The organism is Fusibacter paucivorans, from assembly GCF_018390735.1.
In the GTDB taxonomy this organism is placed as follows: Bacteria; Bacillota; Clostridia; order Peptostreptococcales; family Acidaminobacteraceae; genus Fusibacter; species Fusibacter paucivorans.
Genome location: NZ_JAHBCL010000006.1, coordinates 23,064 through 45,423, shown reverse-complemented (window position 1 = coordinate 45,423; position 22,360 = coordinate 23,064). Strand labels below are relative to the sequence as shown.

Below are 22,360 nucleotides of genomic sequence, written 5' to 3'. Positions count from 1 at the left end.
GATCAATGTGAAGCAAAAGCTTCTGGCATTAATCAACGATGAGAATCCTAAGAATCCGTACAATGATACGGAACTTGCGTCGCTGCTTCATACAACGCGCTATGAAGTCATAAGGCTGCGTAAGAAATACGGTATTCTCGACTATCGCAAGCGTCGATTGCCAGTGCTGTATGAAACCATTAAACAGATGATTGAAGTACAGAAGCATATGACCACGGCAGATTTGACCAGTCGACTGGTAGAAAACGGTTTTAATGTATCTCGTTTCCTTGTCTCTGAGTTAAGAGAGACAATTGAAGAAACATTAGCGGTTCCGGAAGCGGCATTATTTTCGGAACCGCAGTATCATATTGATAGAAAAGATGAAATGATTGGTCAACACGGCAGTATTGAACAGCAAATCAAGAAGATGAAAGCGGCGATTCTCTATCCGCCATATGGTTTGCACACCATTGTCTCCGGTGAAACGGGGACGGGGAAATCGATGCTCGTGGATTTGACGTTTAAACAACTCAAACGAGAAGGCTTGATTTCAAGCGATAAAAAAATCATTAAATACAACTGTGCCGATTATGCAAATAATCCACAATTGCTGGCATCGCAGCTCTTTGGTTATGTGAAAGGTGCCTTTACCGGCGCAGATAGCGAAAAAGAGGGATTGATTCGGGAAGCGGACGGCGGTATTCTGTTTCTCGATGAAATTCATAGACTGTCTAGTGAAGGTCAGGAAATGCTTTTCACCGTCATTGATGAAGGCAAATACCGTAAACTTGGTCAAAGCTCCAAACCCTCTGATATTAACATTATGATCATTGGAGCGACGACGGAGAACGTTAATTCTTCATTGCTCGAAACCTTTAAGCGGCGCATTCCAATGCTGATTGAGCTTCCTTCGCTTAAGCATCGCACCATTGATGAACGATTTATGTTAGTCGCAAGGTGTTTGCAATGTGAAGCCAATGCGATTCAAAAGAGTATTTGCGTCCGATCCGAATGCCTCGTCAATTTACTCACTTATCCGTGCAAAGGCAATATTGGACAGCTCAAGAGTGATATCAGAGTTGCCGTTGCAAACGGTTTTCTGCGAACAATTGAAGATTTAAGCGATACGATTAAACTGGAAATCATCGATTTTGGAAAAAGTGTTCAAGATGGGTTTACAAAAGATCTGCTACTTGAATCCGTTGAATTTTACCGTGAACACGGTATTACCATTAAACCGGGCAATGATGAAGTCGAATATGTTGATGAAAAAAATATTTATGTTATGCCAAATGAAATATTCACGACGTTTAAGGATCGTTATGAGCGTTTTGTATCACAGGGGCTTCCGATGTCACTGGTAGACAATCTTATTTACAGGGAGTTTGATTATCGCCTGATTAAAATGATCAAGACGATTAAATCAAAAAATGGACCTTTTATAAAAGCATACAAACATGAAACGGCTGGTTGCAATCCTTATGCTATACAAATTATAGATGGCCTCGAACGAAAAGTGGGCAGCATCGACCCGGATATTAAACGATGCATGTTCATTACATTTGAAGACGTCATCCAAAAAGTAAAAGCGGAATGGCAATTTATCAATTATAGAATGACACGCGTTGAAAAAACGTTATTGATGGAATACAGCATTGCACAGGAAGTGATGGAAGATCTTGAAAATCACTATGGCAGGGTATTCCCAATGGAACTGATGGGAATTATAGCCCTCTATTTGAAAAACAACGCCGATCGAACAGAAAAAGAACGGCTTGTCAGAATTGTTGTCATCACCCATGGCGATATCGGGAGGGAGATTGCAAAAGTGGTGAATACATTTTTGAGCGAGCAGATATTGGATTGGATTAGTATTCCGCTCAATTTAAAAAGAGAAACGTATGTCGAATACGTCCTTGAAAAAATTGCAGTGATTGAAGAGGATAATCTGTTACTCTTAGTTGATATTGGTTCATTGCTGATGCTGGGAGAAATTATTGCCAATCATACTGAAAAGCAGACGAAGACGATTAGCCGCGTAGACTTGGCGATTGCACTTGAAGCGGCTGTGAAATTAAAGCAAGAAAATATTACATTGACGGAAATCTATGATTATATCAAAAGAAAAGCACGGGTAGATGATCGTAAAGACATTGGCAAAGCAAAACAAGGCGACAATATCATTGTTGTATCCTGTATAACGGGACAAGGCGCGGCGATTGGAATCAAAACTTATATTGAAGACAACTATCCCAACATTACAGCTCGGGGCATTAAAGTGCTGCCAATTGGTGTCTTGGGACAGGATCTTGAAGCTTACATCAATGAAATTAGAAAACATAATCGCATCATTGCATGTATTGGCGCGGTGACGGTTCAAATTGAAGAAGTGCCGTTTATTAAAATTGAGGATATTATGCAGCCAAACGGCAGCGATATGTTGAACAAGATCATCGACAGTACATTGCCAAAGCTCTTGCCGGATAACGGGACGCAGGTTAATTGTTACTATAAAAATGCGATCTTTGAGAAAGTGTCTTGCAGGAACAAAGAAGAGGCGATTGCTAAGATTGCTGATAAACTCTGCGACATGCAATATGTAACGGATGCATTTCGAGAGAATGTCATCGCACGAGAAAAAGCCATCAGTACCCATTATAAAAACGGCACGGCTATTCCGCATACGTATTCAAAATATGTCATTAAGTCAGTTATTGCTATTGCTAAGCTGGAAACGCCAATCTATTGGGCAGAGAATTATCTTTGCGACATGATGTTTCTGGTTGCGCTCAAAGATGAAGATACCAAAGCACTAAAAGGCCTTAGCAAGCTGATTAACAATGAGGTGACGCTAAAGCGCATCAAAGAAGGTAATGCGTCAGAGATTATCAGTATCGTCACCAACAGGAGATCCTAGATGTTTGATTATCACAACCATACCGCTTTTTCACATGACAGTGAAGCGCCAATGACGGCGGTCATTGAAGCGGCAGTCCGTAGAGGACTTAAAAGCATTGCCATTACGGATCATTACGATCCTGATTATCCCAATCTGTTAAAAGATACCACGATTGATCTGGATGCGTATTTTCTTGAGCTGACAAATGCTGCAGAAGCTTATAAAGACGTTATTCACATTGTAAAGGGGATTGAACTGGGGCTTCAAGATCAAGTGACGGCATTGCTGCAGCGTGCAGTCGAAAGCTATCACTTTGATTTTGTACTCGGCTCTTTTCACGTTGCTGACGGCATGGAACTCTACGGTGAAACATTTTATGCAGGTTATCCTGCTGAAGCCGTATACCAAAAATTTTATGAAAACTGTTATCGCGTGATTTTAAAATATGATCAGTTTGATGTTATGGGGCATGTCAATATCATTGATCGATATGCAACTGCGATCCCGGCATTTCATACTTATCGGGAACTGGTTGAGGGGATTTTCAAACGATTGATTGAAATGGGCAAGGGAATCGAACTCAATACGTCCAGTATTCGTTATGGCATGGGGGAACATTATACGCCGACGATAGAAATGCTGAAACTTTTTCGAGCCATGGGTGGTGAGATCGTTACAATTGGATCTGATTCGCATCGCGCAGCGGAAGTGGGCAGCGATATTGATTTTGCGGTAGAACTCCTAAAAACACTGGGTTATAAATATCGAACACTGTACCAAGACAGAAAACCTGTTTTTGTGTCATTATAAATAGCAGTAAGCGCAGTATCTTGGAGGTAGAAAGTGCAAAAGATTACAGCAGTTGAAGCAAGAGAAGTATTAGATTCCAGAGGGAATCCAACGATAGAAGTCGAAGTGACCCTTGAAAATCGTCAAACTGGGCGAGCGATTGTACCGTCAGGTGCATCAACAGGCGTCCATGAAGCAATTGAACTCAGAGATGGCGATATGAGCCGATACCTTGGAAAAGGCGTGTTGAAGGCTGTCGAAAATGTTAATCAAAAGATTGCGGCACAGCTCATTGGCATGAATGTATTCGAGCAGGTTCGTATTGACGAACTGCTAATTGCACTGGATGGTACGTCAAATAAGGGAAACCTCGGTGCAAACGCATTACTTGCGGTATCAATGGCAGCCGCACACGCGGCGGCAAACAGTCTAGAGCTGCCGCTCTATCAGTACTTGGGCGGCGTCAATGCGAAAACGCTGCCGACGCCTATGATGAATATACTCAACGGAGGCGCTCATGCAGATAATACGGTGGATATTCAGGAGTTTATGATTGTGCCCACGGGAGCAGTCTCCTTTCGAGAAGGTTTGAGGATGGGCGTGGAAGTGTTTCACAGTTTAAAAGCAGTTCTCAGAGAATCCGGTATGCAAACGACGGTTGGTGATGAGGGCGGTTTTGCGCCGAATCTGAAAAATAACGAAGAAGCAATCCAGTTAATTGTTGAAGCCATTGAAAGAGCGGGATACGAAGCGGGCGCTGAAATTGGGATTGCCCTAGATGTCGCAGCTTCTGAGCTGTATGATTCCCAAAAAGGCATTTATCAATTAGAAGGTGAAGGCACTGAAAAAACGGCTGAAGAGATGATTGACTACTATGCGATGCTCATTGATAAATATCCAATTCTCTCAATCGAAGACGGTTTGGCCGAAGATGACTGGACTGGCTGGTGTCAAATGACCGCAGCACTGGGAAACAAAGTACAGCTCGTCGGCGATGATCTCTTTGTCACGAATACAAAGCGCCTTGCAAAGGGAATAGCAAGCGGTGCTGCAAACGCCATCCTCGTTAAAGTTAATCAAATCGGCACAATGACAGAGGCGATTGATGCCATCGAGATGGCTAAAGCATCTGCTTATCGTACCGTTGTATCACATCGGAGCGGTGAAACAGAAGATGTGACAATTGCAGACCTCGTCGTGGCGATGAATGCCGGTCAGATAAAGACGGGATCGCTTTCCAGAACAGATCGTATTGCGAAATATAACCAATTGCTGCGAATAGAATCGCAGTTGGGGACAGCGGCGAAGTATGCGGGAATCGATACCTTTCGAAAACGACAATCGATGGATTGAAACATCATTGTCGAGATCACCACAGGAGACTGAATCATCATTTGACGGCGAAAGCAATAATGGAAAGGAATGAGATGATGTGGCAAGATGATTATCGTAAAAAATGTGTCAGTGCTGAAGCTGCAATTAAAAAACTTCAAGGTATGCGGCGCATTGTCGTCGGTCATGCGTGCAGTGAGCCGACAACGTTGATAGATGCGCTCATCGCACAGAAGACACTGTTTCATGCGCTTGAGATCGTACACATGGTAGCGATGGGCAAGAGTGCTTATACAGAACCGGGAATGGAAAAGTATTTTCGACATAATGCACTGTTCGTAGGCGGCAGTACGAGAGCTGCGGTTCAAGCAAACAGAGCAGATTATACGCCGTGCTTTTTTTATGAAGTACCGCAGTTGTTTCGAGAAGGACAGCTGCCGGTTGACGCCGCACTTATCCAAGTGAGTAAGCCGGATGACCACGGCTATTGCAGTTTTGGTCTCTCTAATGATTACACAAAGCCTGCAGCTGAAGCAGCTGAAGTTGTAATTGCAGAAGTGAACGATCAAATGCCGAGAACGTTTGGAGACAATTTTATCCACGTATCCGAACTCGATTGTATCGTAGAGACTTCAGTACCGCTGCTTCAAATGCCTAGAGCGGCAATTGGCGACGCAGAGCGCGCAATCGGCGGATACTGTTCTGAACTCATAGAGAATGGGTCAACACTACAGCTTGGGATTGGCGGTATTCCCGATGCAGTGCTGTTATCCCTCACAGATAAAAGCGGTTTGGGAATCCATTCGGAAATGTTTTCTGATGGTGTCGTCGACTTATATGAAGCTGGCGTTATTACCAATCAGAATAAGACATTGCACAAAGGTCAAATGGTGGTGACGTTTGTAATGGGGACGGATCGGCTGTATCGATTTATCAACGACAATCCAATGGTTGCCTTTTATCCAGTAGATTATGTGAATCACCCGGCAGTGATTGCTAAAAATCATAAAATGGTTTCGATTAATTCGTGTATCGAAGTCGACCTGATGGGTCAGGTGTCGTCAGAAAGCATTGGCTATAAACAGTTCAGCGGCACTGGCGGTCAAGTAGATTATGTAAGGGGAACGCGTATGGCAAAAGGGGGCAAGTCGATCATCGCAATGCCCTCGACGGCAAAACGCGGTACCATGTCGCGTATAGTCCCGTTGTTAAAAGAAGGATCAGCAGTCACAACGTCGCGAAATGATGTTCATTTTATTGTTACGGAATATGGCATTGCAGATCTTCGCGGTAAAACATTAAAAGCCCGTGCAAAAGCGCTTATCGACATTGCGCACCCAAGGTTCAGAAGTGAACTCGCCGAAATGGTTGAAAGGCGCTTTAAACCACAATAAAATGATTGTGATGATGGTGGAACAAGAGCGATGAAGACGGGCGAAGATGTCGTATAAGGAAAAGAAGCCCAAAGCAAGATAGACCGATGGAATGAAGACAGAAAGCGTGAATGACGGTAAACGGTTTGGCTAAAGAGAGAGATTCTATTGATATAGAAAACTGAATAAAGGGTTTGTTTTATAACGGCCATTGACGGCATAATAGCTGTCGATGGCTTTTTGATGATGATATTGCAAAAAAATGATATAAATACAATTATATTACTATAACTCTATTGACACGATGGTAAATGTTGGTTAAAATGGACTAAAGCTACAGACCTAATGGTGGCGGCCATTTATTCATGGGGGGGTGATGACAATCGTATTAGAGCGTATGCAGGAAGGGCTGATTTTAGTAGAACGCAAGTCTGTGATTGAGCGACCGAAATGTATCATTTGTGAATCAAGTGAAAAGCTCGTGACGTTTAAAGAAACGTGTATTTGCGAATCGTGTGTCAGCTACATAAAGGCTTCAGAAGAAGCATAGTATCGTACATATGTCCCGAATTAAGAATGATGAAAGCGCTTTCTGCATTTTTGCTAAAGCGTTTTCATCACTTTTTTGGTATAATGGAAAAAGATCGGAACGATTGATCCGATGGGCAGTAAAAGAAGGCAGAAAGGTGTAAAAGGCCGATGGAGTTATGGGATATATACGATGCCAATCGGTGTCGTACGGGCAAGAAGGTCGTCAGGGGCGTACCGCTTGGTGAAGGTGAATTTCACCTAGTCGTCTTTGCTGTGATTATGAACGCAAAAGGGGAGATTATCGTTTCCAAACGAACGCCCAATAAAACATTCCCCAATCACTGGGAAATTACAGGCGGTGCAGCAGTCAGTGGCGACGACAGTGAATCGGCAGTCCTCAGAGAAATTAAAGAAGAGCTCGGCATTACGTTTAAACGAGGTGATGGCAAACGCATCAAACGTTTTATCCAATATTCCGAGTTTTCTTATTTTGGCGATATTTGGCTGTTTAAAGCAGAAGTTGATATGGCGTCAATCATCTGTCAGCCAGAAGAAGTCAGTGAGGTGAAACGTGTTGATCAATCGGCGCTTTTGGCGCTATTGGACAGTGGTGTCTTTATTAAGAATCAGCATGTGATTGACTGTCTTAAAAACTTGTGGTAAACAGCTTCAATTGGCATGGCCCTTCTGTGGGAGCGCATGAAATGAGACCAAAAAAATTAAACGCTTTTGTAGTATGACCAAGGAGGTTGAAATGGAGTATACGTTTAATGATTTAAGTCTGGAATCAATTGATGAAATACGTGAGGCTTGGGAACGGCTCAATGAGGAGCATCAGGAGCGATCACGCTATTTTAAAAAGTTTTATGCCAATCGTACATTTGAAGAACGATTTTCAATTTATCGAGATTATGCACCGGATGATGTTTTTATCGAAGTGGTTAAAAATAGAAAACAAGAAGTGATTGGCTATTGTATTTCTGCTATTCGCAATGGTCTTGGTGAGATCGATTCGCTTTATGTCGATGAACGATCTCGTGAGCACGGTATTGGCAGTAATCTCATGATCAATGCCTTAAAATGGTTAAAGGCAAACGGCAGTGATCAGATTGGACTGGCAGTTTCACAGGGAAACGAACAAGTTTTTGATTTCTACCAGCGGTTTAATTTTTTTCCAAGAAAGACCTATCTAATGCATAAAAATCCAATGGAGGATTAATGAAAACCAAAGCGCAGGAATTGTGCAGTTATGTAGATATGCACGTTCATTCTTATTATTCAGACGGCACAATGTCGCCGGAAGCTATTTTGAAGCGCGCAGCTCAAAATGGTGTGCGGTATTTGGCAATTGCCGATCATAATACATTGAAAGGTACTGCCGAACTTTTAAAAATTGCAGATGATTACGGTATTTGTGCATGCTCAGGCGTTGAGCTTGACACGCTTGAAAATGGTAAAGATGTTCATATTCTAGGCTATGGCATGTCGCTTGAAAATAGGGATTTTCATCATTTCGTAAATGAGAACCGTGCACATCTCGATGCAATTAGCGATCGTTTGATTGAAAAGATGGTGCGACAACATCATCAAACAGCTGTTTCGACAACGGGTTATCGCGATTTTTGTTACGATCGAAGCAGAGGCGGCTGGAAAGCGCTGCATTATTTTATGGCGGTTGGTTTGACATCATCCCTTTATGAAGGCATGCGTTTGTATGAAACATATAACTGCGGCTATGATCAAGCGCCGTTTTCAGATATTCAGTCGGTTTGTGAAAAGATACATGCGGCTGGCGGCATTGCTGTTCTGGCGCATCCTGGTGTGACTGTAAGTGAAGCGGAAGTACCCGCGTTTCTTGAATATGTAAGCACGCGCGGAATAGATGGTATTGAATGTCACTATCCCAAGCATAGTGAGGCATTAACGAAAGCTTGTGTGACATTTTGTCGATCGGAAGGTCTTTATATCACCACGGGATCTGATTGTCATGGCACTTTCGGCAATACAGATATTGGTGAGATGCAAATAGCCTTTGATGCACTTGATCTTCAGCACTTTTTTAAAGACTGCCATAAGCGTGCTGTATAAAGTGATCATTATATGATAAAAGGATACGAATCTGGTAAGTAAATGCCATCGTTCGATTTTCTTAGATAAATATTGTTTGGAAGGCGGGGACTGTTTGGTATTCTCCAGTTTAACGTTTTTATACTTGTTTTTGCCGATTAACTTGGTTCTCTATTTCAGTACGAAACGTGAACAAGTTCGAAACGGCATTCTTATTTTATTTTCATTGATGTTTTATGCATATGGTGAACCGGTATGGGTAACGCTTTTGATTTTTAGTGCTACAGTTGATTTCTGGCATGGCAAGATCATTGAACGCTATCGCGGCAGTATTCAAAGCAAGCTGGCGTTGATAAGTTCGCTCGTCGTTAATTTGTCGCTGCTGGGTTTCTTTAAGTACTGGCATTTTTTTACAGAAAATTTTTATGCGTTATCAGGTATTTTGTTGCCTACACACCACTATGCATTACCCATAGGCATTTCATTTTACACCTTTCAGACGCTCTCGTATACGATTGATGTCTATCGCGGAGAGGTGAAGGCGCAGCGTTCTTATTTAAAATTTCTTTTATTTGTCTCGCTCTTTCACCAACTGGTTGCAGGACCGATTGTGCGTTATAAAGATATTGCTGCGGAAATTGAACACCGAAAAGTGACATTGGCTAAATTTTCTTATGGCGTTAATCGTTTTGCGCTAGGGCTAGCCAAAAAGGTTCTCATTGCCAATACGGCTGGGGCGGTGGCAAGTCAAGTATTGGATATTAGACAGACGAGTCCAACTGTTATCGGTATGTGGTTTGGGATCGCCATGTTTGCTTTTCAAATTTATTTTGACTTTTCTGGGTATTCAGATATGGCCATTGGTTTGGGGCGTATGTTTGGCTTTACCTACAAAGAAAATTTTAACTATCCATATATGGCAACATCGGCAACGGATTTTTGGCGGCGCTGGCATATTTCATTAGGAAGTTTCTTTAGGGATTATGTCTATATTCCATTGGGTGGGAAACGACGCTTTCAGCTTCGCAATATTTTTATCGTTTGGTTTTTGACGGGGCTTTGGCATGGTGCAAGCTGGAATTTTATTGTATGGGGATTGTTTTACGGCATCCTGATTTATATGGAAAAACTGATTGGAGCGGCCAGGCTTGCAAAAATACCATCGTGGCTAAGACATGGCTATCTCCTTATTGCCATGCTGATTGGCTGGGTATTTTTCTACTATGAATCTTTGCCGGATGCGATTTACGTCATTAGCACGATGTTTGGCATGCAAGGGCTTCCAGTAATTCAAACAGAGATCGCTTTGCTGATGCGGCAAAACTGGCGATTTTTTATACTGGCAGTAATCGCCTGTACGCCGATTTTTAAAGTGGGTTACATCAAAGTAAAAGCTGCGCTAAAAACGCAACAGGGCGATTTGCTTGATGCGTTGATGGTTGGTGGAACACTTTTGCTGGCAACTGCTTTTCTCGTGGGCAGCTCATATAATCCATTTTTGTATTTTAGATTTTAACTTTAACGAAAGTCGAGAGATAGGATGAAACCATTCAGGTATGTCAATGTATGGGTTTTTATTGGGATGCTGTGTTTATTGGCAGTTGCTAATGCAGTTGCACCGGCCCCTGCTGAACTTTTAAAAACTGAAAATCGGATGGCGACACAAAAACCCGTGCTGACGGCAGCACACGTTTTTGACGGTACCTATTTCAGTACTTATGAAAACTATTTTGCAGATCATTTTATCCTGCGGGATAAATGGCTAGGCGTCAGCAGAACGGTCTCTTCGTTAGCCGGCAGCAGTGGTGACAGCGCACCACAAGTGATGACGTTTGAAGGTGCAAATGTTGCGGTAAAATGGACGGCGGAAGCAGAGACAGCTGATACCGATGAAACTGATGATCTAAAGGCAGCACTGCAATCAACAGAGAATGCCGGCGCACAATCTGAAGAGATGGAAGCAATTGAAGGTGATGCGCGGCAATTTGACAATTGGGGAAAGTTGTTGGTTTACGGCGATTCCGTAATGGAGATCAATACATCGAATCCGGAAGCAAACGCACATTATGCAGCGGCTATTAACACTTATTGGGCTCGGTTTAAAGATACGTGCAATGTCTATAGTCTTTTGATTCCGACGCGTATTGAGTTTTTAAAAGATGATGATTACCGTGAGATGAGTGCCTCGCAACGCGATACCATTGATGATATGCGAACAAAACTGGATCAAGGCGTTCAGTTTATCGATGTTTACGATACATTGGCAGCGCATGCTTCTGAATACATTTATTTTAGAACTGATCACCACTGGACTCAGTTAGGGGCGAAATACGCTTTTGAAGTATTGGCGGAGGCCATTAACGGTGAAGTGCCGCAGCAGCTTGATCGTTTAGAGCCAATAGAGGTACATGGTTACTTGGGCAGCCTGTATACGGCGACCTCGCTTGAAAATTTGACGAATCATCCTGATACGGTTACCTACTATAAGGGATTACCCGATCATGAAATGAGGGATGATAAAGGGAAGGTCATTGAGAACGGTAGGGTTTACGCGTTAAGATGGTTGGATACACCGCAGAAATACGGCGTATTTCTAGGCGGTGACAGAGCTTATACACAGATTGAAACGCACGCGGGAACAGGAAGGCGTTTCTTGGTATTGAAAGATTCTTATGCCAATGCTTTTACGCCTTTTTTAACAATGATTGCCGATGAAATCATTGTCATTGACCCTAGGCTTTACACTGACGATGTCGATCAATTGATTAGCGAACATCAGATAACAGATATTATATTTGTCAATTATGCATTGGTCAATCGCTGGGATGGTTATGCCGGCCTCTATGAAGAGTTGCTTGCACCGAATGTTCCTTAATGTTTGACAAGATGACGAGGGAGGTAATATGCGTTCAACTTTTAAAGCCAATGTGCTTCGGTTTGCGAGTTTTGTACCATCGGTTATTGTCATAATCAGCATGGTGTTTATCTATGGCAGGCGATTGCTGGGAATCAGTCAGCAGCCCGTTGAAACGATGTTTCAGGGAATCCTTTCGTATTGGCTGGTACTGCTGCTCTTTTCTATCTTTATCGTGATGGCGCTGATGGTCGCTTTTGTTTTTCACGCCGTCGTCTTTAATAAAAAAATAAGCTCCTTACAGAAGCTTATTTGGGTGATTGTGCTATGGGTACTCAATGTCATTGCAATACCGATTTACTATATGAAATATCTAGATAATGATCATACCATTTAATGATGCTTAGAAGGACGAACGGGTAAGCGACGCAACAGTGTTTTGAGCATGAGGAGCCCCAAGAGGGCGCCGACAACAGAGCTCAAGGCAAAGGGAATGACAAAATAGAAGGCGCCGTTGTCCATACCTAAAAACCATTTTGCCATTGGATATGCAACGATGCTGCCAATGATTCCCGTTCCAATGACTTCGCCGAGACATGCAGCGAGATGATGTCGAGTTTTCAGATAGAAGATACCCGCTAAAAATGCGCCGATCATACTGCCTGGAAAAGCCAGCAGACTGCCGGTTCCCATCATGTTGCGCAGCAGTGAAATGCCAAAGGCGCACATGACGGCATAGGCGGGACCGAAGATGACTGCGGCAATGACGTTTATAAGATGCTGAATGGGAAAAGCTTTTGCGACACCGATTGGAATATAGAAATTCGAACCGAGGAGAACGCCAATGGCGACGAGCAGGCCGGAACCGACCACTTTCTGTGTGTTATTCATTATTTGACCTCCTAATGTGGTTTGTTTCGCAGGGTGCCTAAAAAGTAAAAAAAGCATCAACCATAGGTTGATGCTTCGTCATTTCACGGCTTAGCTTCCCTACGCCAGTATAATCTGGATCAGGTTAAGAGAGTAAAATAGTCGGCTATTTTTCTCAGCTGCCCTTTATGCAGCACCCCTAGCTTAAAATATACTTGATTGCAACGTTCAGGCATAAAAGATAGGCCGAAAAACGATACAATCAAACTTTAAATATAATTTAGCATAGTTCAAGTTAAATGGCAATGTAAAATTATGGTATAATAAGCATTATAGGTCGATTGATTTCAGTTGATTGAGAGGTGTGGATGTTGATTGTTCGAAAACTCAGAGCAGATGATATACAAAGTGCTGAAATATTCATTGAAGACGTTCTTAAAGAAACATTTGAAGCAAATGACATTTGGCATATGCAGGCGCTGCTCAAATCTGAAATTGATAGCAAGAAGGCATTATTTCGCAGTACCTTGGCGCTGTGTACCGATAATGAAAAAAGGATTGTCCTGCTTGCAGTTGACGGACATCAGATAGTAGGAAGCGTCAGCATTACGAACCCTAATGACGATATTACGTCGGTAAAAGAAGCTGAATGCCAGAATATTCATGAAGTCGGATCATTATTTGTCGCGCCGGATAGAAGGGGCTGTGGTCTTGGTGCGGTACTTTGGCTGGCTGCGGTTATGCAGTTCCAAAAGAGTGGTGAGACGTTGCTGTGTTTTGACAGCGGTTATCCGTTTGCTCAACAGACATGGCAAAAGCGATTTGGGAAGCCGCAGTTTGAACTGATTGATCGATGGGGTGAGGGAACGCGGCATATGATATGGAAATTGTCTGTTGAAAACGCGTTGTCATGTATCACGGAATGGCTTTCGATGAAAAAGCCTTATTCGTACCAGTCATCACTGTCGGAACTGCACGATTAAAAAGACTCTATTTAGACAACCAAAGGATAGCCATCACAATGGCAATGCTCAACGATGCATTAGCTCCATGCTGAGATATCGAGTGGATTAGTGGCACTTGAAAGCATCATTGTGATATGGACAAGGGAGGAAAGGCCATGAAAATATTGTTGTTAATGGGAAGCATGCGTCAAAACGGCCGTACAGCAGAAGTGACAAAAGCATTTGAAGCCATGTTGACAGATAGAAATGCATCGGTAGAATATTTGCCGTTGGTCAAATACGATATCAAAGCATGTACAGGGTGTGCGACTTGTCAAAATGTTTTAAATGCACATGGCTGTGTGATACGCGACGATGTGCCAGATATCTTTGAAAAGGTGCAGTCCGCAGATGCTGTCTTTTTTACAACCCCCATTTATTCATGGTATTGTACGACGCCAGTAAAGTCATTAATGGATCGACTTGTTTATATGATGAATAAGTACTATGGTGAAACGCGCGGCGGCAGTTTTTGGGCAGGTAAAAAATTAGGCATTATCACAACATGCGGGTATCCGGATCATTATGGTGCAGATTTGTTTGAAACGGGCATTAAACGCTATGCAAAACATTCTGATCTCGTCTACATCGGGCATTATAATGCGCGGGACAAAGGCAAGCAGTATGCTTTTTTTACAGAGGACGACAAAGCGAGATTGACAAAATTTGCTGAAGAAACGGTTTCGGCATTGACAAACGGTTGAATGGCATCATCGCAAAAATAGCGATTTGATCGTGTTTGAACAGAAAGGAGATGACATGGCGAAACGAAAGTCGATTGCACTTGGCAATTGGTTAAAAATCAATTTTAATCAAAGGGGAATCAGTTTGACGGGGTTAAAGGGATTGCGCTTTAATTTGTCGAAGAAAGGACTTCGCGGAACGGCTTATGTACCCGGCACTTCCATGGCAAAATCAAAGACGCTGTTGACTTCGAAGCATTTAAGAGAATATTGGCTTCATTACATAATTGGATTCATCATATGTATCGGAATCGTTGTGATATTTAATCAATTTTTAACGCACGTAAGTGTCAAATGATGATAAAATACTTAAAAACACTGGAGGACAATATGATTAAACATGTCGTGATGTGGCGTTTAAAGGCGTCACATGATAAAATGGCAAATGCATTGAAAATAAAAACAGATCTTGAAGCACTGGCAGGTGAAATCGAAGGCCTTATCAGCATTGAGGCGGGCGTTACCGCATTGCCGGACCCACAGGCTTATGATGTTGTACTCATTGCCGTTTTCGAGGATCAAACAGCTTTTGAACGCTATAAAACGCACCCGAAACATGTTGTTGCAGCGGAATTTATTGGGTCTGTCAAAGAAGCTCGAACGGCTGTCGACTATTTGCTGCCATGATACAGGCAAGTCATGATATGCATTTGAAGCACGGTGTTATTTTAGACTTAGATGGCACACTAATGGATGGTGCACAGGCACATGCGGGTGCTGCGGCGTTAGTCAATCGCCTGCAGTCACTGGGGATACCACTGCTCGTTATGACGAACAGTGTTTTATCTCCAGATGCAGTGATCAAGCGTCTTCAAAGGTGTGGAATGCATTTGTCAATTGAAAATATACTCAATCCCATTGTTGCAGTCAATGCGTATATTCAAAGTCAAAAATGGTCTGCGGTGAAATGTATTGGCAGTGAAAGGGAGCGTTGTCAACTATTGCACGTGTCAGATACAGAAATACCTGATGCGGTTGTGCTGCTGGATTTTGAAGAGATTAATGCAGATTATCGGCTGCTTCAGAAGCTGATGATACTTTGCAGGCAGAATACTCCGTTCTTGGCCGCCTCAGGCTCATGTTACTATACTAAGAATGGGATTCGACATATTGATACCGGTGCGTTTGTAAAACTTTTGGAATTGGCATCGGATCGGAAAATTCAGATCATGGGGAAACCTTCACCGCTTTATTTTCAAATGGCTTATAAACTGCTTGGGAAGTCGCCGGAATTTGTTTATGTCGTTGGCGATGACGTATCGACTGATATGCGAGGGGCTGCTGCCACGGGCAGTATCGGCTGCTTGATTAAAACGGGCAAGTATCAAAGCGGCGATGCGGAATTGCCGGACGTCTCCTTTTGCTTTGAAGACTTAGAAGGATTCAGTCAATTGTTTTGAAAAGAATATGGCCTTAGATATTTAATGATGGCAATCGATATTATAATTGTTTGACGATTTTGATAAAAAGGATGAAATGGTGAATGGCAAAAATCAGTTTTCGAAAGGCGACACGTGATGATGTCGCATTGATATTATACTTTATTAAGGAACTTGCGGCTTATGAGCACTTGCTGGATGCTGTTGAAGCGACAGAAGCCGGACTTGAACAGTCACTTTTTGACCAAGAAGCAGCTGAAGTTATCTTTGTTGAATACAATGAAGAGGCCGTCGGATTTGCGTTGTTCTTCCAAAATTATTCTACATTTGTTGGTGGAGCAGGCATCTATCTGGAAGATTTATATGTTCTTGACGCTTATCGCGGCAAAGGGCTTGGCAAAATGCTTCTTCAACAAGTTGCTAAAATAGCTGTGGCACGCCACTGCGGCAGATTTGAATGGGCTTGTCTCAATTGGAATGAACCCTCTATCGCATTTTATAAGCATATGGGCGCTGTGCCAATGTCGGACTGGACTGTTTACCGCATAACGGGTCAAGCACTGCAAACACTCTCTGAGGGGTGATGATATGTCTGCAATAAAACGAAAAGCATCAAAATCTGCAGCAAAACTACTGACACATGCCAAGCGATTTGCACCGGCAGTCGGTCACTTGCTGTCAACACTTGATGTGGTTGAAACAACAGGGAAAATTGTAAAGCCCATTGTTGATGACGGCTATTCGAAACAGCGTGAACGCTTGAAACGCATTTTTGTGAAACAGGAAAAGCAATTCGAAAGTTATGTTATATGTCATGAAAAGACGGGTATTAAAGAAAGCGGCAGTACTGAAGCTGAGGCGCTTATGCATTTTGTGGAACGTCTCGAGGTGCTGAGAAAGAATCGCGTACTCAGTGCGAGTGGAAAACGCCGACGTGCAGAGCTCAGGCTGATTGAAAAGTTAAATAGTATTGTAAGTGACGGTGAGACGATTGAACAGCATCTCTATAGAATCGAAGTGGATCGTCGTTTGCTGCCGGCAGTGAAACGAAAACAGTCTAGGAGGCAGTTAAAATAAAATGGAAAATCGAGGGAGTCTACAGCTCCAACAGGGGAGGATTGGCATGTCGGAAGCAGAAAGCAAGAAGTTGGCCGTACTCATCGATGCAGATAATGCACAGGCAACTGTTTGCAGCGAGTTATTGGCAGAGGTAGCGAAATTTGGTATTGCAAGCGTCAAACGCGCTTATGGCGATTGGACGACATCAAATTTAAAGAGCTGGAAAGATTATTTGCATAAATATGCTATTCAACCCATCCAGCAGTTTAGCTATACACAGGGGAAGAATGCAACCGATTCAGCATTGATTATCGATGCGATGGATTTACTTCACGAAAGCCGTTTAGATGGTTTTTGTCTTGTTTCATCAGACAGTGATTTTACGAGACTTGCAACGCGAATCAGAGAAGCTGGGTTATTTGTTTATGGTTTTGGAGAAGAAAAGACACCGGAACCTTTTATATCGGCTTGTGACAAGTTTATCTATACTGAAATATTGCGAGAGCAAAAGCACACGGAAGATGAATCTGAAAATGCAAGTCTGAGACAATTGATTACGTCTGCAATTGAAGCGGTTTCCCGCGATGACGGCTGGGCATTGCTCTCTAGGGTTGGAGGACATATTACAAAGAATAATCCTTCATTTGATCCAAGAAATTATGGTTATGACAAATTGGGTAAGCTGGTTAAAAATCTCAACTATATTGAAACGGAAGAAAAGGAATTCAACGACGGTTCTTCCAATGTTCATATTTTTATCAGAGTGATTAACGGCGGGCGATAGGAGGTACAGGGATGTTTTTCGTATTTGGATTCGGCAAGCAGACGATTAAAACGCGATGGGCAGAAGAGGTTAGAACGTGCCCGCGATGCGGCAATACAAAGCGATGGCCATATAAAAAAATTACGTATTGGTTTACGTTGTTTTTTATTCCTATTTTACCGTATCAAGTGAAATACGTTACAGTGTGTCCAATATGCGGTTATTTTGAAACCATTGATCAAGCTGCATTTGAAGCCGCTTCTGAAGCCTCGGATGAATCGGAGCAACCGGTAATCGTACCACCGCGAACAGGGATGACAGAAGTTCAGCGCCGATTCAACCAAGAAATGGCAACATACGAAAAGCAAAATAATGACAACGTAGATCAGTAACCCAGGCAGGGTATCATTTTCATTCAGAGTAATGACGGTTAAGCGAATTGACAATACAGATTGGAGAAACAGATGAACAGGAAAATGATAATCGGCGTTATGATAATCGCGGTATTGTTGGCGGGATGCAGCTGTGCGCGTCAAGCTGATGAGGCGCTTTCTGAAACAGAAGCAGGCATGTCGGCAGAAATGGAATCTGTCTCTCCTGAAGAGGATGCACAAATGCATACGAACGGTGAAACAGATGAACAAACAGATGTCTACACGATTGCGTCACTGGGGATGCAGGACGGTGTTGCTTACGAGGCGATGATTTTTATTGATGCTTTTGATAGAGTCGCGCGGACGCTTGCGTTCAATGCAGTTGAGTGGATTGATACGCCGGAACGCGCATCCGAAGTGGGCATTGATTACGACAGAGACATGCCTGGCGGTTTCTATATTTACGATGCGGGAATCGTGAAAGAACAATTGCCGGTATCAGATGCGCTTTGTTATTATACACTTAATGAATCGACACCGATGAAAGCGGATGAAAGCGTTTTATGGGAATTTGTCGATTATATGGAGTCGGAAGGGTTTAATTATCCTTTTAATATTCGCATACTCAATGGCGAAATTACACAGATTGAACAGGTGTATTTGCCTTAAAGAAAGAGAGGAATTATCATAAATGCGCGATTTATACGGTGTTCAATTAGACGATGCGACACGAAAATCGATTATGTTGGCATTTCAGGATTTTTATGAACATGAAACGGGAGAAACGCTGGGCATGTTTCAAGCCGAAGCGATGATTGACTTCATGATTGAACACATTGGTCCTCATGCGTACAACTTAGCACTCGATCATGTCAGAGGATGGCATCGAAAGAAAATGGAAGATATGGATCTGGAATATGATATGCTCTATCGCAATACGCGATAGCATTACAAAACAAAAACGTTTAAAACCAGTGCAGTTAATAAAAGGCACTGGTTTTTTATGTTAATAATAGATGAGGCGATGATTTACATGATTACATTTCTCGGTATTTCAAGGCGTATTGTTTGGGTGTTTCCCCATAGTAGGCCTTAAAGAGTTTGATGAAGTAGGAAATGTTTTCAAACCCTAAATCAAAGCAGACTTCCGTCACACTTTTTTCCTTGAGCTTGTGCACGGCAATTTTTAGTTTGACAATATTCTGGTATTCCTTTGGCGTGTAACCGGTTTTGCGCTTAAATATCGTTACAAGTGCTGACGAGGATATTTTTAATTCAGCGGCAATTTCTTTAAGTGTAAACTGGCTGTTGTAAAGGTTATCCATAATTCTTGAAATCGCAAAGGCCACGGGATCCGTTTGATCCGTTTTGATATAGTGTTTTTTCAAGAGATCATAGACGAGTTCCTGTGAACAGAGATCGACTAAGAACGCTCTGTTGGGATCACTGCTCATACATAGCTGATTAATGCGTTTAACGGGCATTTCGATACTGTAGAGCTTTTCGCGAATAATGTTAGAATCGTTTGGCTTGAAATCGACATCGTGATTGAGCTGAATTTTTTTACGGGTATCGTCAATGAGTTTATCGCTGATTTCATACACAATCGCAATGGTTGGATCTTTGATTTCCATGTCCACGCTGGAATTTGGGGGCAACAGAATAAAGTCAGATGTCGAATAGTCGAATTCATCACCGTTGTTAATTTTAACGTGCTTTGTTCCGTGAACAATGGTGCAAAGGCGATTGTACTGATAAGATTTATAAATCTCTTTATAATTTGGTCTGAGATCGTAATACAAAACTTTTAAGTATTCGGTCTCGTAATCATGGTTTTTTTCAAAACGCCGATCAAAGTTTTGAAGCATAATACCCTCCCAGATAATGCCCGATTGTCTAGCAACATCATAACACAGAGGACGTTTATTCTCAATGCGTGTTATAAATATAGCGCATTTTTATGAAATATAAGTTAGTTTTATAATGAGAATGTTTTTATAATGAAAATGCATACATAAAGACGTGCATGCAAGTAGAACTGTTAAAGGAGTTGTGGGATGAGAAACAAATTATTATTGGGATTGTTCATAATGGTATTGGTGCTTTCGGGATGTGCCAATACGACAAAGGCAGCAGCGGAATCTTCTGCTGCTGAGACAGCGCCGGCGGTTGTCGAAGCGACAGCAGAAACACCAGACGCATCGGAGAATCAAAGTACAGAAGAAAATGCAAGTGATGCTTCAAGCATTATCATTGCGACAACCACCAGTACGCGAGACAGTGGGTTGCTGGACGCTATTTTACCGGATTTTCAGGCGAAGACAGGTATTGAGCCGCAAGTGATTGCCGTTGGGACGGGCAAGGCACTTCAAATGGGCGTTGACGGTGAAGCCGATGTACTGTTGGTACATGCAAAGAGCAGTGAAGAAGCATTTGTCGCAAATGGCGACGGTCTTGAACGATTTGATGTGATGTACAATGATTTTGTCATCGTAGGGCCGAAAGGCGATCCGGATGGCCTGAGCGGCGATAATGTTGAAGCGGCGCTGAAATCAATTTATGAGAAACAGCTTCCTTTTGTTTCAAGGGGCGATGATTCGGGAACACATAAAAAAGAAAAGGCTTTTTGGGAAAGTTATGAGCTGACACCGGAGGGAGACTGGTATATTTCTGCGGGCAAGGGAATGGGCGATGTGCTTCAAATGGCCAGTGAACTTCAAGCTTACACCATGACAGACCGCGCAACTTACTTGGCGCTTCGCGATCACTTGGAACTGGACATTATCGTGGAGGGCGATTCAAATTTATTCAATCAATATGGTGTAATTGCCGTCAATCCCAATAAGAGCGATCTGATTAATGCAGAGGGTGCTCAGGCATTTATCGACTGGATTTTATCAGATGATACACAGGCGCTGATTGCTGAATATGGCAAAGAGACGTTTGGTCAAGCACTCTTTACACCAAATGCAAAATAAATTTATGCTGAGGCAGTGAATGACCTATTTTTCGGATAGTTTTAAAGAGGCAATTACATTATTGACAACATTCGACCAAGAGGTGTACGGCATTATTTTGCTGTCCCTCTTTGTGTCGTTTTCTTCGACGGTGATTGCAACTGTTATGGGGATACCGCTGGGGTTGACGTTGGGACTTCGTTCATTTCGCGGGAAAGGGATTGTCACGCGCATTCTCTATACGATGATGAGTTTGCCGCCTGTTGTTGTGGGTTTGGCAGTGGCCATCATCTTATCCAGGCGTGGTGCACTGGGCAGTTTCAGGCTGCTGTATACGCCTACGGCGATGATTATTGCACAGACTGTTTTGGTAACGCCAATTGTCACGGGCATCGTCTTTAATGCGGCTAAGGCACATGGTGAAGGCATTCAGCGCGTTTGCAGAACACTGGGCGGCAATGCAGTGGATGTCATCTGGCTGCTGATTGCAGAACTGAGGGTTAACTTGTTGATCGCTGTGGTGACGGGGTTTGGCAGAGCCGTTTCTGAAGTTGGTGCGGTGATGATCGTCGGCGGGAATATCAAGTATCATACGCGCGTTATGACGACTTATATCGCAATGAACAATGGTATGGGTAATTATGCCAAAGCTTTGGCAATGGGGCTCGTGCTTCTGGGAATCTCTTTTCTTGTCAATACGCTTTTATACCAATTTGGCATGGAGGTTCGCGATGAACATTGAGTTAATAAACGTACAAAAATGCTATGGCGATAAATGCGTTCTGGAGATTGAAGCATTAAATTTGGATAAACAGCAAATATACGGTGTGGTCGGTGAAAACGGTGCCGGCAAATCGACACTGCTAAAATTAATAGCCGGACTGGAGGCGCCATCTTCAGGAACCATTGCCTATGATGGCGAGTCAATGTCTTCGGCAGTAATCAAGCGCATCACCTATGTCAGCCAAACACCTTATTTATTAAAGCGAAGTGTCTTTGAAAATGTGGCTTATCCGCTTAAAATCAGAAACATGTCGCCTGAACGCTGTACCGAAAAAGTCAAAAATATGTTGGCGATGCTTCAAATCGAATCGTTGGCCAAACGAAACGCACAAATGCTTTCAGCAGGTGAAACGCAGAAAGTTGCGTTGGCCAGAGCACTTGTATTTGAACCGGATGTCCTCTTGCTCGATGAACCAACGGCAAATATTGATCAGGATACAATTGAGTTGATTGAAAGCGTATTGCGCAATCGGCATGGTATGATGACGCTGCATATTTCACATAATCGCGATCAGGTTGAACGGCTTTGCGATACGGTGATTAAGCTTTCTGGAGGGCGGCTTGTTCAGGCGGCAATGAAAGGGACTTGATATCATGTTCC

At 42.8% G+C, this 22,360-nt stretch carries 27 protein-coding genes and 1 riboswitch; of the genes, 25 read left to right on the top strand and 2 right to left on the bottom strand.

Features of this window, described 5'->3' with window-relative positions:
• The first annotated feature begins 7 nt into the window (after positions 1-7).
• From KHM83_RS04435 to KHM83_RS04385, 11 genes are all read left to right on the top strand, one after another.
• Positions 8-2,899, top strand: a complete 2,892-nt coding sequence (locus KHM83_RS04435) for a sigma 54-interacting transcriptional regulator (protein ID WP_213235710.1) — start codon at positions 8-10, stop codon at positions 2,897-2,899.
• Positions 2,900-3,691, top strand: coding sequence for a histidinol-phosphatase HisJ family protein (locus tag KHM83_RS04430; protein ID WP_213235709.1), 792 nt, complete (start codon positions 2,900-2,902; stop codon positions 3,689-3,691).
• Between the two features lie 33 nt (positions 3,692-3,724).
• Positions 3,725-5,023, top strand: coding sequence for a phosphopyruvate hydratase (eno, locus tag KHM83_RS04425; protein ID WP_213235708.1), 1,299 nt, complete (start codon positions 3,725-3,727; stop codon positions 5,021-5,023).
• A 74-nt stretch (positions 5,024-5,097) separates the two neighbouring features.
• Complete coding sequence (locus tag KHM83_RS04420) at positions 5,098-6,396, top strand: acetyl-CoA hydrolase/transferase family protein (RefSeq protein WP_213235707.1); 1,299 nt, start codon at positions 5,098-5,100, stop codon at positions 6,394-6,396.
• Positions 6,397-6,751: 355 nt separating this feature from the next.
• The gene (locus tag KHM83_RS04415) at positions 6,752-6,925 is read left to right on the top strand and encodes a hypothetical protein (protein WP_213235706.1); all 174 of its coding nucleotides are present in this window, start codon (positions 6,752-6,754) and stop codon (positions 6,923-6,925) included.
• Positions 6,926-7,074: 149 nt separating this feature from the next.
• Positions 7,075-7,569 carry an NUDIX hydrolase gene (locus tag KHM83_RS04410; RefSeq protein ID WP_213235705.1) on the top strand — a complete coding sequence of 165 codons (495 nt, stop codon included), beginning with the start codon at positions 7,075-7,077 and terminating at the stop codon, positions 7,567-7,569.
• 91 nt (positions 7,570-7,660) lie between these two features.
• Complete coding sequence (locus tag KHM83_RS04405; protein WP_213235704.1) at positions 7,661-8,125, top strand: GNAT family N-acetyltransferase; 465 nt, start codon at positions 7,661-7,663, stop codon at positions 8,123-8,125.
• A complete protein-coding gene (locus tag KHM83_RS04400) occupies positions 8,125-8,994 on the top strand; it encodes a PHP domain-containing protein (RefSeq protein WP_213235703.1) in 870 nt (289 codons plus the stop codon). Before KHM83_RS04405 ends, KHM83_RS04400 begins: the two co-directional genes overlap by 1 nt.
• 94 nt (positions 8,995-9,088) lie before the next feature.
• A complete protein-coding gene (locus tag KHM83_RS04395; RefSeq protein WP_213235702.1) occupies positions 9,089-10,489 on the top strand; it encodes an MBOAT family O-acyltransferase in 1,401 nt (466 codons plus the stop codon).
• 24 nt (positions 10,490-10,513) lie between these two features.
• Positions 10,514-11,848, top strand: coding sequence for a DHHW family protein (locus tag KHM83_RS04390; protein WP_213235701.1), 1,335 nt, complete (start codon positions 10,514-10,516; stop codon positions 11,846-11,848).
• A 28-nt stretch (positions 11,849-11,876) separates the two neighbouring features.
• Positions 11,877-12,224 (top strand): hypothetical protein, encoded by a 348-nt coding sequence (locus KHM83_RS04385; protein WP_213235700.1) that lies wholly within the window; start codon positions 11,877-11,879, stop codon positions 12,222-12,224.
• Here KHM83_RS04385 and thiW read toward each other — a convergent pair.
• A complete protein-coding gene (gene thiW / locus KHM83_RS04380; RefSeq protein WP_213235699.1) occupies positions 12,221-12,718 on the bottom strand; it encodes an energy coupling factor transporter S component ThiW in 498 nt (165 codons plus the stop codon). The genes KHM83_RS04385 and thiW overlap by 4 nt on opposite strands.
• Before the next feature lie 79 nt (positions 12,719-12,797).
• Positions 12,798-12,908, bottom strand: a riboswitch (TPP riboswitch).
• A 157-nt stretch (positions 12,909-13,065) separates the two neighbouring features.
• Here thiW and KHM83_RS04375 point away from each other — a divergent pair.
• The 11 genes from KHM83_RS04375 (at position 13,066) to KHM83_RS04325 (ending at position 18,965) form a co-directional block, all read left to right on the top strand.
• Positions 13,066-13,680: a GNAT family N-acetyltransferase gene (locus KHM83_RS04375; RefSeq protein WP_213235698.1), complete on the top strand. Its 615-nt coding sequence runs from the start codon at positions 13,066-13,068 to the stop codon at positions 13,678-13,680.
• Between the two features lie 137 nt (positions 13,681-13,817).
• Entirely contained in the window at positions 13,818-14,405 is a 588-nt protein-coding gene (locus KHM83_RS04370; protein WP_213235697.1) for a flavodoxin family protein, read from the top strand.
• Positions 14,406-14,460: 55 nt separating this feature from the next.
• Positions 14,461-14,742, top strand: coding sequence for a DUF4236 domain-containing protein (locus KHM83_RS04365; protein WP_213235696.1), 282 nt, complete (start codon positions 14,461-14,463; stop codon positions 14,740-14,742).
• Between the two features lie 32 nt (positions 14,743-14,774).
• Entirely contained in the window at positions 14,775-15,071 is a 297-nt protein-coding gene (locus KHM83_RS04360; RefSeq protein WP_213235695.1) for a Dabb family protein, read from the top strand.
• A 17-nt stretch (positions 15,072-15,088) separates the two neighbouring features.
• Complete coding sequence (locus tag KHM83_RS04355; protein WP_213235694.1) at positions 15,089-15,844, top strand: HAD-IIA family hydrolase; 756 nt, start codon at positions 15,089-15,091, stop codon at positions 15,842-15,844.
• 83 nt (positions 15,845-15,927) lie between these two features.
• A complete protein-coding gene (locus tag KHM83_RS04350; RefSeq protein ID WP_213235693.1) occupies positions 15,928-16,407 on the top strand; it encodes a GNAT family N-acetyltransferase in 480 nt (159 codons plus the stop codon).
• A 4-nt stretch (positions 16,408-16,411) separates the two neighbouring features.
• Complete coding sequence (locus tag KHM83_RS04345) at positions 16,412-16,900, top strand: hypothetical protein (RefSeq protein ID WP_213235692.1); 489 nt, start codon at positions 16,412-16,414, stop codon at positions 16,898-16,900.
• Positions 16,901-16,946: 46 nt separating this feature from the next.
• Entirely contained in the window at positions 16,947-17,666 is a 720-nt protein-coding gene (locus tag KHM83_RS04340; RefSeq protein ID WP_213235691.1) for an NYN domain-containing protein, read from the top strand.
• An 11-nt stretch (positions 17,667-17,677) separates the two neighbouring features.
• Positions 17,678-18,037, top strand: coding sequence for a zinc-ribbon domain-containing protein (locus KHM83_RS04335; RefSeq protein ID WP_213235690.1), 360 nt, complete (start codon positions 17,678-17,680; stop codon positions 18,035-18,037).
• Between the two features lie 72 nt (positions 18,038-18,109).
• Positions 18,110-18,688: a hypothetical protein gene (locus KHM83_RS04330; RefSeq protein ID WP_213235689.1), complete on the top strand. Its 579-nt coding sequence runs from the start codon at positions 18,110-18,112 to the stop codon at positions 18,686-18,688.
• Between the two features lie 22 nt (positions 18,689-18,710).
• A complete protein-coding gene (locus tag KHM83_RS04325; protein WP_213235688.1) occupies positions 18,711-18,965 on the top strand; it encodes a DUF2164 family protein in 255 nt (84 codons plus the stop codon).
• 91 nt (positions 18,966-19,056) lie between these two features.
• On the opposite strand, the gene KHM83_RS04320 is transcribed toward KHM83_RS04325, so the two are convergent.
• On the bottom strand, positions 19,057-19,887 hold the full coding sequence (locus KHM83_RS04320) for an AraC family transcriptional regulator (protein WP_213235687.1): 831 nt from the start codon (positions 19,885-19,887) through the stop codon (positions 19,057-19,059).
• A gap of 189 nt (positions 19,888-20,076) precedes the next feature.
• Here KHM83_RS04320 and KHM83_RS04315 point away from each other — a divergent pair, with 189 nt between their 5' ends.
• From KHM83_RS04315 to KHM83_RS04305, 3 genes are read left to right on the top strand one after another with little or no spacing between them, the layout of a single operon-like run.
• The gene (locus KHM83_RS04315) at positions 20,077-20,997 is read left to right on the top strand and encodes an ABC transporter substrate-binding protein (RefSeq protein WP_213235686.1); all 921 of its coding nucleotides are present in this window, start codon (positions 20,077-20,079) and stop codon (positions 20,995-20,997) included.
• Between the two features lie 19 nt (positions 20,998-21,016).
• Positions 21,017-21,718 (top strand): ABC transporter permease, encoded by a 702-nt coding sequence (locus KHM83_RS04310; protein ID WP_213235685.1) that lies wholly within the window; start codon positions 21,017-21,019, stop codon positions 21,716-21,718.
• Positions 21,708-22,349 carry an ABC transporter ATP-binding protein gene (locus tag KHM83_RS04305; protein ID WP_213235684.1) on the top strand — a complete coding sequence of 214 codons (642 nt, stop codon included), beginning with the start codon at positions 21,708-21,710 and terminating at the stop codon, positions 22,347-22,349. The genes KHM83_RS04310 and KHM83_RS04305 overlap by 11 nt, the downstream gene beginning before the upstream one ends.
• Positions 22,350-22,360: the final 11 nt, after the last annotated feature.

Excerpts from the sequence above, each read along its gene's own strand:
- KHM83_RS04430 (WP_213235709.1), top strand. The coding sequence starts at position 2,900 with ATGTTTGATTATCACAACCATACCGCTTTTTCACATGACAGTGAAGCG.
- KHM83_RS04420 (WP_213235707.1), top strand. The coding sequence starts at position 5,098 with ATGATGTGGCAAGATGATTATCGTAAAAAATGTGTCAGTGCTGAAGCT.
- KHM83_RS04415 (WP_213235706.1), top strand. The coding sequence starts at position 6,752 with ATGACAATCGTATTAGAGCGTATGCAGGAAGGGCTGATTTTAGTAGAA.
- KHM83_RS04410 (WP_213235705.1), top strand. The coding sequence starts at position 7,075 with ATGGAGTTATGGGATATATACGATGCCAATCGGTGTCGTACGGGCAAG.
- KHM83_RS04405 (WP_213235704.1), top strand. The coding sequence starts at position 7,661 with ATGGAGTATACGTTTAATGATTTAAGTCTGGAATCAATTGATGAAATA.
- KHM83_RS04400 (WP_213235703.1), top strand. The coding sequence starts at position 8,125 with ATGAAAACCAAAGCGCAGGAATTGTGCAGTTATGTAGATATGCACGTT.
- KHM83_RS04390 (WP_213235701.1), top strand. The coding sequence starts at position 10,514 with ATGAAACCATTCAGGTATGTCAATGTATGGGTTTTTATTGGGATGCTG.
- KHM83_RS04385 (WP_213235700.1), top strand. The coding sequence starts at position 11,877 with ATGCGTTCAACTTTTAAAGCCAATGTGCTTCGGTTTGCGAGTTTTGTA.
- thiW (WP_213235699.1), bottom strand. The coding sequence starts at position 12,718 with ATGAATAACACACAGAAAGTGGTCGGTTCCGGCCTGCTCGTCGCCATT.
- KHM83_RS04375 (WP_213235698.1), top strand. The coding sequence starts at position 13,066 with ATGTTGATTGTTCGAAAACTCAGAGCAGATGATATACAAAGTGCTGAA.
- KHM83_RS04370 (WP_213235697.1), top strand. The coding sequence starts at position 13,818 with ATGAAAATATTGTTGTTAATGGGAAGCATGCGTCAAAACGGCCGTACA.
- KHM83_RS04365 (WP_213235696.1), top strand. The coding sequence starts at position 14,461 with ATGGCGAAACGAAAGTCGATTGCACTTGGCAATTGGTTAAAAATCAAT.
- KHM83_RS04360 (WP_213235695.1), top strand. The coding sequence starts at position 14,775 with ATGATTAAACATGTCGTGATGTGGCGTTTAAAGGCGTCACATGATAAA.
- KHM83_RS04355 (WP_213235694.1), top strand. The coding sequence starts at position 15,089 with ATGCATTTGAAGCACGGTGTTATTTTAGACTTAGATGGCACACTAATG.
- KHM83_RS04350 (WP_213235693.1), top strand. The coding sequence starts at position 15,928 with ATGGCAAAAATCAGTTTTCGAAAGGCGACACGTGATGATGTCGCATTG.
- KHM83_RS04345 (WP_213235692.1), top strand. The coding sequence starts at position 16,412 with ATGTCTGCAATAAAACGAAAAGCATCAAAATCTGCAGCAAAACTACTG.
- KHM83_RS04340 (WP_213235691.1), top strand. The coding sequence starts at position 16,947 with ATGTCGGAAGCAGAAAGCAAGAAGTTGGCCGTACTCATCGATGCAGAT.
- KHM83_RS04335 (WP_213235690.1), top strand. The coding sequence starts at position 17,678 with ATGTTTTTCGTATTTGGATTCGGCAAGCAGACGATTAAAACGCGATGG.
- KHM83_RS04330 (WP_213235689.1), top strand. The coding sequence starts at position 18,110 with ATGAACAGGAAAATGATAATCGGCGTTATGATAATCGCGGTATTGTTG.
- KHM83_RS04325 (WP_213235688.1), top strand. The coding sequence starts at position 18,711 with ATGCGCGATTTATACGGTGTTCAATTAGACGATGCGACACGAAAATCG.
- KHM83_RS04320 (WP_213235687.1), bottom strand. The coding sequence starts at position 19,887 with ATGCTTCAAAACTTTGATCGGCGTTTTGAAAAAAACCATGATTACGAG.
- KHM83_RS04315 (WP_213235686.1), top strand. The coding sequence starts at position 20,077 with ATGAGAAACAAATTATTATTGGGATTGTTCATAATGGTATTGGTGCTT.
- KHM83_RS04310 (WP_213235685.1), top strand. The coding sequence starts at position 21,017 with ATGACCTATTTTTCGGATAGTTTTAAAGAGGCAATTACATTATTGACA.
- KHM83_RS04305 (WP_213235684.1), top strand. The coding sequence starts at position 21,708 with ATGAACATTGAGTTAATAAACGTACAAAAATGCTATGGCGATAAATGC.